The 12193-nt window shown below is 51.1% G+C and carries 14 protein-coding genes; 1 reads left to right on the top strand and 13 read right to left on the bottom strand.

Going from position 1 to position 12193, the window contains the following annotated elements; translation table 11 throughout:
* Nucleotides 1-58: 58 nt before the first annotated feature.
* On the bottom strand, nt 59-262 hold the full coding sequence (locus WFJ73_RS17080; protein WP_336774220.1) for a hypothetical protein: 204 nt from the start codon (nt 260-262) through the stop codon (nt 59-61).
* Nucleotides 263-719: 457 nt separating this feature from the next.
* Here WFJ73_RS17080 and WFJ73_RS17075 point away from each other — a divergent pair, with 457 nt between their 5' ends.
* On the top strand, nt 720-1268 hold the full coding sequence (locus WFJ73_RS17075; protein WP_336774219.1) for a stalk domain-containing protein: 549 nt from the start codon (nt 720-722) through the stop codon (nt 1266-1268).
* Nucleotides 1269-1627: 359 nt separating this feature from the next.
* On the opposite strand, the gene WFJ73_RS17070 is transcribed toward WFJ73_RS17075, so the two are convergent.
* From WFJ73_RS17070 to WFJ73_RS17015, 12 genes are all read right to left on the bottom strand, one after another.
* Nucleotides 1628-2437: a GH25 family lysozyme gene (locus WFJ73_RS17070; protein WP_336774218.1), complete on the bottom strand. Its 810-nt coding sequence runs from the start codon at nt 2435-2437 to the stop codon at nt 1628-1630.
* Nucleotides 2415-2885, bottom strand: coding sequence for a phage holin family protein (locus tag WFJ73_RS17065; RefSeq protein ID WP_336774217.1), 471 nt, complete (start codon nt 2883-2885; stop codon nt 2415-2417). Before WFJ73_RS17065 ends, WFJ73_RS17070 begins: the two co-directional genes overlap by 23 nt.
* 33 nt (nt 2886-2918) lie before the next feature.
* Nucleotides 2919-3065, bottom strand: a complete 147-nt coding sequence (locus WFJ73_RS17060) for an XkdX family protein (RefSeq protein WP_336774216.1) — start codon at nt 3063-3065, stop codon at nt 2919-2921.
* Nucleotides 3066-3425 (bottom strand): hypothetical protein, encoded by a 360-nt coding sequence (locus WFJ73_RS17055; protein ID WP_336774215.1) that lies wholly within the window; start codon nt 3423-3425, stop codon nt 3066-3068. It abuts the gene before it with no gap.
* Nucleotides 3426-5708: an accessory Sec system protein Asp3 gene (locus tag WFJ73_RS17050; RefSeq protein WP_336774214.1), complete on the bottom strand. Its 2283-nt coding sequence runs from the start codon at nt 5706-5708 to the stop codon at nt 3426-3428.
* A 613-nt stretch (nt 5709-6321) separates the two neighbouring features.
* Nucleotides 6322-6618, bottom strand: a complete 297-nt coding sequence (locus WFJ73_RS17045; protein WP_336774213.1) for a hypothetical protein — start codon at nt 6616-6618, stop codon at nt 6322-6324.
* A gap of 13 nt (nt 6619-6631) precedes the next feature.
* Nucleotides 6632-6853, bottom strand: a complete 222-nt coding sequence (locus tag WFJ73_RS17040) for a hypothetical protein (protein ID WP_336774212.1) — start codon at nt 6851-6853, stop codon at nt 6632-6634.
* Nucleotides 6850-7179 carry a hypothetical protein gene (locus tag WFJ73_RS17035; RefSeq protein WP_336774211.1) on the bottom strand — a complete coding sequence of 110 codons (330 nt, stop codon included), beginning with the start codon at nt 7177-7179 and terminating at the stop codon, nt 6850-6852. The genes WFJ73_RS17040 and WFJ73_RS17035 overlap by 4 nt, the downstream gene beginning before the upstream one ends.
* A gap of 12 nt (nt 7180-7191) precedes the next feature.
* Complete coding sequence (locus WFJ73_RS17030; RefSeq protein ID WP_336774210.1) at nt 7192-7608, bottom strand: hypothetical protein; 417 nt, start codon at nt 7606-7608, stop codon at nt 7192-7194.
* Nucleotides 7608-9182, bottom strand: coding sequence for a hypothetical protein (locus tag WFJ73_RS17025; protein WP_336774209.1), 1575 nt, complete (start codon nt 9180-9182; stop codon nt 7608-7610). The genes WFJ73_RS17030 and WFJ73_RS17025 overlap by 1 nt, the downstream gene beginning before the upstream one ends.
* A gap of 9 nt (nt 9183-9191) precedes the next feature.
* Entirely contained in the window at nt 9192-9554 is a 363-nt protein-coding gene (locus WFJ73_RS17020; RefSeq protein WP_336774208.1) for a DUF6711 family protein, read from the bottom strand.
* Nucleotides 9555-9559: 5 nt separating this feature from the next.
* Entirely contained in the window at nt 9560-12172 is a 2613-nt protein-coding gene (locus WFJ73_RS17015; RefSeq protein ID WP_336774207.1) for a phage tail protein, read from the bottom strand.
* Between the last annotated feature and the right edge of the window lie 21 nt (nt 12173-12193).

Raw genomic sequence — 12193 nt, 5'->3', positions numbered from 1 at the left:
AGCTTTGCAAGTGAGTACCCGGCCAGAGCAGCGCCAGCTAAAATGAACAAGCCGCCCATTAGATATGCACCCCAAACATGTGAGCCACATAACGGACACCTTGCCACCAATAATCAAGTGCGATGTACGCCCCGGCCACATAAGAGATGACCTTCACAAATACGACTTTCCCGCCGTGACCCATTTCCTCCATCAATTTAGAAATCACTTCACTACCTAAAGCAATACCTGCGATTTGTAAAACTGGTCCAAGCACTCCCATTATTGTTCGCCTCCTGTTCTACTCCAGCAACTAGTGGAGCAGCTTTTGAAAACAGCATATGGGCACTGCTTGGTCAAATTGCTGGTTTATATCATTAGGGCTTGTATCTTTTTTAATAGATTTGTCCATCCTTGTAGAAACCAGTAATTTGGACAAGGAGCTGATGAATATGTTTAGGTTAGGAAAAACAAGGAGCCGGTTCGGCGAATTCCTAGATCAGAATGGAATAAAACAAGAAGCGATATTAAAGGAGAGTGGGCTAAACCGCGAAACAGTAACTAAGGCATGCAGGGAAGCAGATCCGAAATTGCGAGGCATAACGAAGCAGGCGCTTGTAGATGCAATAAAAAAGTTAACGGGGAAATCGGTAACACAGAAAGATTTCTGGACTTAACGGTGATGGAATAATATAGTAAACTTGTGGAAGCTCAGATAATAAATAGGGAGAGTGTACTAAATGAAAATGGGGAAAAAGTTGGTTGCCACAGGAGCAGTTGCTGCCCTGGTAGTAGCTTCGTTTGGAGCAGGTGCATATGCAGCTACTCAAAAAATCACTTTAATTGTAAATGGCACAGTCGCGAAGGCTGACCCTATTACACAGAACAACACTACTTACGTTCCACTTCGGGCAGCTGCTGAAATGCTCGGTGCTTCAATTGGTTTTGATTCCAAGACAAATACCGTCACAGTAACGAGCAAGGGGAATATTACTGTAGATCGGTATAACGTAGATGACTTTGTTGTTACGCAGTTACAAGCAAAAAATACTGAATACCTAGGTTGGGATGTTTCTGCTGAAGTGGCGAACATAAACGCCAAAACGGTATCATCCGCAACTCTCACAGCTGTTTTTTATGATGGATCTGGAAAACGTATTGGCTCCGCAGTAGCTCCCGTTTCTGATCTTAAATCAAAAGATACGAAACTAATTAACTTCTTGACCACCGACGACCTCACGGGTTATAAGACAGTGAAGTTCCAAACAAACTACGTTTTTTATAAATGATAACTGGGGTGCGATTGTGTGAGAGCAGAACTAAAACACTTTCAATCTGGTCATGTCATATATAGTGAAAAGGGATTTTCTTGGACGACTTTGTTTTTCGGTCCATTCGTCCCTTTGTTTAGAGGGGATTTAAAGTGGTTTGCTGTTATGGTGATAACTGATTTATTACTCGGAATTTTCACTGCGGGTTTTGGCCTCATTATTTCTTGGATTGCATTCGCATGCATATATAACGGTAGCCATATAAGGGATTTAGGGAAGAAAGGATATATCGAAGTTCCGTACCACAGAAATCGAAATCATAATTATCCGATGTAAACGAAAAAAGCCCACCGACCGCATAGGCCAGTGGGCTTTTCTTATTTCCTCGTTAGATCTACTCGTTTGGCTTCCTCATTCCAATTCACGCCTGCTCCTAACGCGTTCGCGACCGAGCGGACCGGAACATAGGTGATACCCGCCTTGCCGTCGTACAGGCCGTCTATGAGCTTCACACCATCAACATAGACGTCGATCTTCTCCATGGTGTACTGTTCCTTCACGGCTGCTGGAGGTTTGGTGTATTTGTCGTAGAAGGCCTTCTCCATCGCGTTGATGTCGACGTTCCCGGTAATGCCCTTTACAGCCCCGCTGGACGTGTACTGGAAGACAGACCACTTATCCCATGTGCTGTTCGCCATCGGCGTTGTTGCTCCGTAATGAGCGACCCACAGCGGCCATGAAGCGAGCTGCTTGCCGAGGTAAGTCTTTGCGAAATTGGCACCGGTATAAATCATCGTTGGATGCCCGGTAAGCCGCTCGACCTCCTGCAGCCAAGCGAAGCACCATGCGGACAGCTTGCCTGCTCCTACCTTCTCCGCATCGCCCTCTACATCGAGAACATGCGGGAAGTCGGCTTTGTAGCCCTTGACTGTATTGGCGAATTTAGTTGCCTCAGCTAAGGCGTCGTTATTCTCCGGATGCGCGTAATGGTAGTAGCCGACTGCAAGGCCGGCCGCCGCGGCTCCTTTGGCGTTCACATCGAACTTTTCGTCGAGCACTGTCTTGCCTTCAGTCGCTTTAATGAACACCCCTTGTACGCCGTCTGCTTTAACAGAAGCCCAGTTAATCGATGTTTGGTGATGAGAAACGTCAATCACCTTAACATTACTTGCCGACTTGGCTTGCATCCTTATCACCATCACCTTTCAGTTGATTGAGACGGTCTTTAATAGCCTGCGGAACCAGGATGTTGAGCTTGCCTAGATTTTCTACGATCGATAAACCTTCGCGGCCCAGGTAAAAGTAAAAGGCGATTGTCCTGAGTACCGGCTCCTGGTAGCCGAAGAGCACATCAAATTTAACGGTTAGAGCGATAACCCCGAGCACGACAATCTTCCGGACGCCGCCCCAAAGCATTGCATCGCTGTCGACCCGCTTGTCCTTGATAGCAGCAAGCAAACCAGTTACATAATCAAAAGCCATAGCGAAAAGCAATGCTTGCAAAGCAACATCCCACCCTCCTAGTGCTGCGGTAATAGTCGTCACCACAATTGCAAATATACCGCCTAATAATGATTCTTTTGGGCCCGATCCTACCGCTGCTGTCGAGATGTTAAGCAAAAGTTGTTTGATCATCAGGTTATTTCCTCCTTATAGGAAGAGCCCCGCTTAGGCAGCAGGGCTCTCATATGCCTCGTTTGTTATTGTCTGAAACTGCTCCGGCGTAATTTTTCCTGCTTCTACAAACACCCGGACCTGAGCGATAGTGTAGAATCCTCGATCGTAGTAGTTCTTGATTAATGGGTACCAGTTCACCTACAGCACTCCCTTCAGAACAAGGTTGAGAATAAGATCGGCCTGCGCCTGCTCCGCCATCTGGAGACGAAGCTGCGTGTTAGCCAACTCAAGCGTTAGCATTGCATTGGCTTCCTCTAAGGTGGGTAGCGGCGCTGGAGGCTCAAAAGGAGCGATGTCGGCCGTCATGCCGTCATCCGTGATCGTAATCGTGACCGCGCCGCCGTTGCTGTGAGACTGCCATATTTGCTCGGACAAATCCTCGTCTTCTATAATGCAGTTCCCGGAGGTTTCCGGCAGTTCATCAACAAAGGCGACCCCATTAGGAGTCGCCCCGAGCAGTTTGCCAGTTTCTTTGTCGTACTCAATTAATAATCTCAATTAGTCCACCCCGCTCAATGTGTTCGGATTGCCAACAACCAGATCACCGCAAACCGTTACGTTCCGGATATATCCGTAAGGTGTGAGGGTGTTGTAGAGTTGAATGACGCTGTTCTCCGGAAGGTATGGAGTGTCAATCGAAACAGCTACATACGTGGCCGAAGATGTGCCCAAGGACAACTCCGGATTTGATTGAACCGCGTCCGAAAGCGTGATGCCGATCCGGCCGCTAACCTGCGCTGAGTTGCCTGCGGTTGGTGAACGCACTTCTGCTTTAATCCGATACCGTCCGCCATACTTGAGCTTGATGACCTTCAATTCCATTGCGGACCCGCCGCGCTCCGTAGGCAAGGAGAGCAGCACATTGTCGCTCACATTTACGTAGTACGAGAGAGGGTCGAGATATCCCTTCGTTGCAGCGTGAGAGTTCGCTGTCGGCGTCGAGAAGTTAGCCTGCCCTGCTGCATCACGTTGGACAATCGCGTTCGCCGTAGCGGCGCTTGTTGACCCGTGAACGCTGGTCGTCTTCGCAGCATGCCCGTCATAGTCAATCCGCAGATTGTCCGCCTTGGCTTCGATGTAATCCAGCCCGAAGTCCTGAATGCCGTTACGGGTTCTAACGTCCGCGATGTCTTGCGTGTTCTGCGCTACCGTGCCACCTAGCGTTGTCTGGTATTCGACTTTGGCGTCCGTGGCGTTCGCGGTGTAGAGGTATTTGTCGAGCAGGATGTAGGTGACGAAGTAGTCGGCGGTCGGATCGTAGTTCACCTCGTCAATTGATGCGCGTTGTTTACCATTTGCCCAACTGTCAGAAACGATCTTCCAGTTGTCTTTCACTCGGTCACGGTAGGCGCCGATAATTTGGCTTGCCGTATTCTTTAATGGCGCTTTCCCGACTCCACCAGTAACAGAATTGTTTGTGTTAATTTCGTATGTTTTATAAAGCGTCGAGTACGCCGGAGTGATCTTTTCCCGCACAACCACGCCCTCAAGCAATTCGATTTGGTTGCCACCCGGAGCCAGCGCGATAGAACCCACATCGCCGGAGATGACTTCCTCGACCGAAGTAGCCAGCACGTAATCGAGCGAGTAAGGCGTGAAGCCTGCTGCCAGCGTTGACGGAACCGTTGTGACTGCGCCCGTGTTGTTCGTTGCGTTCCAGAGCGTCCATGTCTTTGTCCCGGTTCCGTCGTATGGCGTACCGAACGTGCCGTTGTTCATCTTGTAGCCGTAGAAGTATGCCTTTATCTCGCTTGTCGATGGAGTATATGACTCGCCCCAACCTGTGTCGGAATCGTTCACCGATAAAAGTACGGATGCACTAGTGTTATTGTCAACCGACACGCTATTTGCCTCTGTCCCACGGTTTAACCAAGACAATGGTTTGAAGAGTTGGCCGTTAGGCGCTTGTAAATTGACTATAGCCGGTACGGAAGTATTCGACGCGCTGATGCCGGTTAGTGGGAATGCCACTCTTTTGTAACCTGTCATATCTCCGTTCCAACCCCAAGATAACAAACCATCCAACTGCATTCCCGTTACCCAACGCTTAAGCTTGACCAACTGGCCGTCGCGGACATAAGCGGAATCCCGAATAGTGCCGTCAAGGTTAGACGCGAGGATCGCAGGCACATTGAAGTAATCGGCGTTGTATGGCTGGAATGGTGTGGCTACGCTACCTAGTTCAAGTTGCATGTTTGTGAAGGTAAACGTACCAACTCCCGTATTGCTCAAAACAATTTCAATGGATACGGTCCCGGCTGGCGTTGTAAACGTTCTGTTGCTATAGTTTCCGTTTTGGATGTTGCCTATCTGAGTACCATTAGAATCATAAAAATTGATCCTTGGGTAAACCGCTCCAGCCGTCGCAGTCGTAACTACATTCAAAATATATTGTGTAGAAGGAAGTGCGGGAACGCGGATAAAAGATGCTTGATAATCCCCGGTTGAATTTAACGTTAATTTGTACGGTTCGGTTATAGCGGCGTTAGCATGGAATGTCCATCCACCTTCCGTAAATGACGGCAAAAGATTCTTCCCAACCTTCCGCACCGCAGCGCCTTGCAGATGCTTCACGCTGTCCACGTACGGGAATTTGTCCGCCAGCTTGTCGCCGGTGTACTCGGGATCGACTCCAATCTTGTTGTATGTTGTTACATCGACTTCATAGACACGAGCCCCATCAATTAAAAAATCCAAATCGTTATTTGCGGCATTTCCAACAAAAACCCTCAGCACACTTCTGCCTGTGAATTTAACATATTTTGTTTGCCACTGATTCAACAGACTTGCATCCGCATCGGTTACAAGTGGGTTGTTCCAACCACCGCTATCTGAAATCCCCATTCGCATTGGCCCGGATACATATCTAACAGAGTTAAGGCTGATTAAGTAAACGTAATATTTGCTTGAATCAACAGTAAATCCGTCTTTTATGATATTGCCATTTTGTGTTGAAAAGGAAAGCTTTTGAGAGTATGTTCCATTTGCGGCTGTTGTGCTTATTGTACGTGTACCTTGCCCGAAGTTTGTCCATCCATCAGCAAGGCCATCACTGTTGCTATCCTTTTCAAAATTCCCATCATACCCCAGCAGATTAACCAACGTCCGCCCGTAAATCGTAACGTTCCCCGGACTCGGCCCCGTAGTACTCGCGATGTTAAGCCCGCGCTTAAGCACAAACGGGAGCGTCCCGGCAGCCGCCAGCATGTCGTGCGCGTCCGCGATGCCTTGCTCGATCTTGTTCAGGTTGCCCGCGCTCAACGGGGTGCCCACCTGCGTGACCACGCCGGGATTCGCTACTAAATCGACGCTGGAAGATGTCTCATTGCTCTTCGTAAAACGGTTGGCAAACTGTACGATCCGGTCAACCCAATTCGTCTTTTGATATACCACGTTAGACCGCCCTCCTTACATAAAATTCAACTTGCTCGTACGCTTTGAAGACCGTGCTGTCCGGCAACGTGATAACGATGTCCGCGCGGTAAAGGTGATCGCCCTTGGTCAATTCCTCCGGCCCAAGCCAGACGCTCACAATGGCAGCCGCCGCGTCCTCGATGTCACATGCCTTGGCGAAGGTGTCCCCCTTGAGCTCAACAGTCGCGCCGGTCAGGTTGATCGGATTGCCATTCTGATCGTTTATGGTAAAGCGGAACTCCATGTCCGCGCCTTGTACGATATAAGTTCCCGCCATGATTCCCGCCCCCTTATATGAAAGTGTCAACGCCGCAGGTCGCCGCGTATAACGGCTGGCCATCCCCGGCGTTGCGGTACGTGTGAAGCCAGTAAGTCACAGTAGCTTTAATCACAAGCCCCGCGACGTTGACGGCCTCGATAGTCTCGGGCACCGGGGCTCTAATGGCCTTGCTGACCAGTGTCGGGACCGCAAGCGTCTGGTTGTGCTGTGTGATGCAGGTTATCCGTCTCATGCCCGATGCACCTCAATGGTGACTGCTACGGTTAGGCTCTGCGATGCTGTCTTATTGATGATCGCGTCTGAGCTGATAAGCCCGGCATCCCCGATCAGGCCAATAGAGCGGATAGCTCCATTGCCTTCGGCTTCGGAGAAGATGGTCGTCTTCGTCAGCTGATTTCCTGCGATAACAGCCGCCGTGTCTTTCCGGGCCATTTCTCCGCTCAAGCTGGCCGCTCCCGCTGCAGGTTGCGCTCCGCTCGCAACCGCTATGCTCCCAAGGTTTGCCGCGAGATAGGATAGGACGGAATTGATTGTGCTGTCATGCACCTGTCCTGGCATATAGGCCGCCTCCTAACTGTTTGGATATAGAACGAATGTTTCTCCGCATATCGCGGCTCCGCAGTACCGGAAGCTCTGGTAAACCAGCACACCAAAATCCATCAGTAGCTTGACGTTCGTCTCCAGCCGGATGGCGTCTTCCCAATTGAACCGGACGCCTGGCGCCCATGTTTTCGTGCCGGGGTAGCCAGAAGGTGTGATGAACGCCGCCCGGATCGCCTCAAGATTCTGCTCAATCCGCTTGATGCTGGAGAGGTAATCGACGTATGTCTGCGTCCGGTTAGTTACTGATGTCAGCGACGGAATGCTGTATTGAATCGAGTTAAGGTAGGCCGCAACTTCCTTGATGTTATTCTCGATTCGATTGAAGTCCTCTGCATTGATGGAGTCGGTAGAGAGCCAGTCTAATTTAGGAGTAATCCACGCCATTAGCTGACCGCCCCCTTAGCCTCTGTCTGCGCCGTGAGGTAGCCTTGGTAGGTAATGCTATTCTTCGTGATGCGCGCCTTCAGATCGTCTCCGTAGCTGTTCTCGATGGCGATAACGTCGCCCAACTCATGTGCCGGATTCCCGCGCCAGTTGATGCTCGACTTCGCCCGGAACTGTGTCTGAGCGAGAATCCAATCCGCAACCGCCGTCGCTCCGGCAGCCGTGTTTATGAGCGTGTTCTTCTCAAGCTTCAGCGTATCTCCGCTATCCACTCCTGCGGCGCTTACGGAGCTCACGGCGGACGTATCAAGGTCCGTCCAGTAAGAGACATCTACCTGCTTAACGATGCTTTCCAGCACGAACTCAGGCTCGTCATAGGCGTTATCGAAATCAACGCGGTCAGCGACGGTAAAGTCCGTCAATCGTTTTAGCGTGATGGTGCCGCCCCGGGTGATATACACGTTACAACGACCGGCAATAGCCACCATCTGCAGCATGGTCTTGCAGTCCGTTTTCTCTGCCATCGAATTAGTGGAGACGCCGTTTAGCGAAGGATCCAGACTGTAATTCGTTATGCCGCAGGTGGCGAACAATTGAGAGGCCAGCGCGAACAGTGTTTTATCGCTTGGAGCAAGCTGTTCATAATCGTAATTCGCCATAAGGTCCAATGTGGTCCGGGCTGTGAAGGAGGCTGTCAACGCGCCTGCATCGCTGGTCCAGTCGACAAGAAAGTACCTGCCGACCGGTACATATTCGATAAGCCCGCCTTCGACCGGGACGCCGAACTCCGCATCAATTTGTTGCCGTTGCTGCAGGTATTTATAAAATCCGGTAGGAGTCAGGATGTTAAAAGCCCTGTCGCTGTTATCAACGGTGAACCGGAACTCCGGCGAAGGGAGCTGGCCACTTGTCATATCCATCTCCTCTATCAAATCGAAGGAGATAAGGGAATCGTCGGTGTACACTTCGACAATTCCGAAATCGATCTCCAGCACCCGGACACGGCGGTTGCCGACATTCCACTTGGTGATGGTGACCACAATCTTTTTATAATCCAGCAACTCGCCGTGCAGCGGAACGAGTGGAGTTGTGTTGCCTGTCATATCCACACTTGCGATTAGCGCTCCGCCCGCATCATAGGCGCTGACGTTGAAATCGACCGCGTATTCATTGTTGAACGGGTCAAAAGTGATTGATGTGCCCGCGCTCCTGTGCGTCGAATTGAAGGTAATCTCGATGGTCTGAGGAGTAGTGAACACGCCGTCCGCGCCGCAGAGCAACGTACCTACATAACCGACCTCGCCGTTGTTGGCTGGAGTCGTGTCATCGGGAAAAGAAAAAGAACCGTCTAGCCGGAAGCGGTCCTTTTCGAGTGTTGCCAGGTTCCATGTAGCGTCTCGCTTGTTGTCGATAAGCTGCGTGGTGCTGCTGATCAATGTAAGACCGCCGTTCGCCACAATGCTGCTGACGTCGCCTGCTGCAGTGATGTCTACGATATTGAAGGTGACCTTGCCGGTGACGCGTCTGGTAGGCGCGTAGATCGCTTCTTGAAAGCCTGCTGTTACTGGATACATAGCGCCTACCTACCTTTCAATAAGATTGAACTTAACGTCTTTGTAGCGGATGATTCCGTTAATATAGTCCATTGCCGGAGCCGAACGGTCGCCCGCGTAGAAGGAGGCCGTCCGGAATTGCCCGGTCTGCGGATTAAGGTACTTCACATCGAAGAAGTTTCCGGAGACGGCTTGCAGCAGCTTAGCTAGATCTGCCGCGCTCAGGTAAACCCATTGCAGATCGATTTTATCCTTGGTGGCTATGAGCTCTTTAATCATAGTCCCGCGCGCGTTCCGGTTCGATTTTACAAGGTCCTGCTTTGTCACGGTGTACCCGCCTGGAGAAGGAGTCGGCATTACGACTCCGTTTATGGTTAATAGAGGCTGGCTCAATTACCTCACCCCCCTGTTGCTACGATCATGGAGCCGCCGATTCGGCTGCTCTCTTTTTGTGTGTATGGTTGAATAACCCGGGCGAGCTCCGTGCCGCCAACCTGGATGACAATGTCTCCACCGCCACGGCTTCCGCCTTGCCCCATCTGCATAGCCGTCATGACTGCGGTGCCGAGTGCGCTGGCGATCTTGTCCGTAAACGAGGTGTTCTCGAGAGGGACAATCATCTCTGCACCAGCCTCGCCGGCAATGTAGTTGCCCATATTCGTTTTACCATCCACGATGCCACCGCGAGCGAGTTTCGGGATCTTAGGAATATGGAAGCCAAAAGACGTATATCCGAAGAGCTTTGTCACCCATTCAGGCACATCAAGCTTTATTGAGTTAATCCCTTCTATCATGGTGTTGATGCCATCAATGATCATATTAAGCGGGAATTTGACAATGCCCCACAGAGACTCAAAAACTCCCTTGAATATCGTTTGAACGCCTTCCCACGCCGTTTTCCAATCTCCCGTAAATACACCAGTGATGAAGTTCATGAGGCCAATGAAGATGTCCTTAGCGCCTTTTATTATGGTGCCGATGGATCTGAACGTGTTGTCAAACACGCTAAAGAAGACATCCCCGATATATGAAGCAAGTGGCTTCAGCACAGTATTCCAGACAGTAGTCAGCACATCGCCGAATACGTTGAATGCGGGCGCTGCATTGTTGACAATGAAGTCGCGCAGTGGCTGCATTACCTTTTGCCAAAGGAAAGTAAGGACGGCGGATACCGCTTCTACAGCCGGTCCAAACATTTCCTTCAATGCTTTGCCTAGCGGCACGAGGACGTTCTCCCAAAGGGATTTAGCTGTCCTTGACACAACGTCAAACGCGATAGCCAATTCGTCGGCAAGGACGCTGGATAACGGTCGCAGCACCCCTTCCCACAACGCCTGCATGAACTCCCCGAATGGCACAAGGACGTTCTTCCAAAGCCATTCAGCGGCAGTCTGTACGGCTTGCCAAGCTTTAGGCAGTACGTCCATAAGCCACGCCCCGAAAGGCTTCAGAATGTTGTTCCAAAGGTCTTTCATTGCGTCCGCGAACTTGTTCCAGTATTCAACGCCCTTTGTCGCCAGCCAGTCGCCCATAGGAACGAGAGCTTTCTCCCATAACCACTGAGCAGCCTCGCCGATTGCCTTAAGGATCCCGTCTACAAAGCCTTTGAATTTATCATTCGTTCGGTAGAAATAAACGAATGCCGCGACGGCAGCTGCGATTGCGATTGCGATTAGGCCGATTGGTGACATAAGAAGCGCGAATGCCGACCCGATGCTGGACATCGCGCTTGTTACACCTTTAACGATGGCTCCCCACTTGCTGATCAGGAATGCTGCCGCGAGAGCTGCACCAATGCCCGACAGTGCCGCGATAATGATGTCTTTGTGCTCCTTGATGAAGTCGGACATACTGCCGATAGCCGCCTTGACTTTGTCAGCCATAGCTTTAATCTTTTCGGATACCGCGACAGTAGATTCGGCAAACCCGCCCATATCGAGTGGAGGAATCGTTGTAGCGCCTAAGCCGCCGTCCGCAGCACCAACCCCATTATCCCCTCCACCGGTGTCGCCGGAGTTATCGTCGAGGTTGTGAGTCTCGTCAAAGCTTGCCAGATTGCTCGCGGCTTTCTTAGCGGCCTTACCGGCTGCTTTATAGGCGTCGCCGAGATCCCCGACGGCGGCGGTTTGTGCTCCTGTCACTTGCGTCTGAGCCTGTGTCTGCTTCGCCGCGCTCTTGCCGAACAGGGCTTGCGAGAACTGCGCCACAATGTTCATGACGTATAATAGCCCCTGCGCCAGCTTCGTCAGGATTGGAAGAACTACGTTCAGGATTGGTAAAAAGACTTGCCCCAGCGCCGTCTTTACGTCCTTCAAGGTTTCGGTGAACATCAGCAGTTTGGTGCTTGTATTGTCTGCCACTGTGTCTCCGTATTTCCTCGATGCTTGCTCAAGGATTGCAAAATACAGAATCTGCTGCTGCGTTTGGAAACTCAACTGAGACCACGACTTATCGCCGGCAAACCGCTTGAATGCTGCCGTAGACGTCAGCATGGATTGATTGATGTTAATGCCCAGGTCTTCAATTGCGTCCGTCTCGCCCAACAGGCCGGAACGAATGCGCTCTGTTACGTCTTGCATGCTGCGCCCCTTTGCTGATGCGACGACGCCGGCAGCCTTCAGAAGGTCTTGAGTTTTCCTCATCACATCATCCGTGCCGCTTGCAAAGCTGCTGATTAGGTTGCCAAATGTCGCTCCGTATTGAATCGCGCTCGTCCGGCCTAGCCCGAATGCCCTTGCTCCGCTCTTGGCCCAATCATCAAACGCCTTCGCGCTGGTTCCCATTTGCCGGTTAATCTGCTGGACCGCTGCTTCATAGGTCATGGCTTGCTTGGCTGCATCCTTAAACACAGCCCCGATGCCGACAGCCGCCAATGTCGCGGTGATTGCCTTCATCGCTCCGGAAACCTTGTTCTTGAAATCAGCTATGTTTTGTTGAGCCTTTTTCATTTCGTTCCGCATACCGGAGAAGTCCGCCCCGGCGCGGATCATTAGGTTTTTTACTACTGCCAAAGCGCCTACCTCCTTTCGTAG

It is taken from the genome of Paenibacillus sp. MMO-58 (genome assembly GCF_037146255.1).
Taxonomy (GTDB): Bacteria; Bacillota; Bacilli; order Paenibacillales; family Paenibacillaceae; genus Pristimantibacillus.
Note: the sequence above shows the minus strand (reverse complement) of the source record. Positions and strands in the feature narration are given on the sequence as shown.

Bases quoted from the DNA above. Each gene is read 5' to 3' on its own strand.
- WFJ73_RS17075 (WP_336774219.1), top strand. From the start codon at position 720: ATGAAAATGGGGAAAAAGTTGGTTGCCACAGGAGCAGTTGCTGCCCTG.
- WFJ73_RS17045 (WP_336774213.1), bottom strand. From the start codon at position 6,618: ATGGCGGGAACTTATATCGTACAAGGCGCGGACATGGAGTTCCGCTTT.
- WFJ73_RS17070 (WP_336774218.1), bottom strand. From the start codon at position 2,437: ATGCAAGCCAAGTCGGCAAGTAATGTTAAGGTGATTGACGTTTCTCAT.
- WFJ73_RS17035 (WP_336774211.1), bottom strand. From the start codon at position 7,179: ATGCCAGGACAGGTGCATGACAGCACAATCAATTCCGTCCTATCCTAT.
- WFJ73_RS17025 (WP_336774209.1), bottom strand. From the start codon at position 9,182: ATGTATCCAGTAACAGCAGGCTTTCAAGAAGCGATCTACGCGCCTACC.
- WFJ73_RS17030 (WP_336774210.1), bottom strand. From the start codon at position 7,608: ATGGCGTGGATTACTCCTAAATTAGACTGGCTCTCTACCGACTCCATC.
- WFJ73_RS17040 (WP_336774212.1), bottom strand. From the start codon at position 6,853: ATGAGACGGATAACCTGCATCACACAGCACAACCAGACGCTTGCGGTC.
- WFJ73_RS17080 (WP_336774220.1), bottom strand. From the start codon at position 262: ATGGGAGTGCTTGGACCAGTTTTACAAATCGCAGGTATTGCTTTAGGT.
- WFJ73_RS17065 (WP_336774217.1), bottom strand. From the start codon at position 2,885: ATGATCAAACAACTTTTGCTTAACATCTCGACAGCAGCGGTAGGATCG.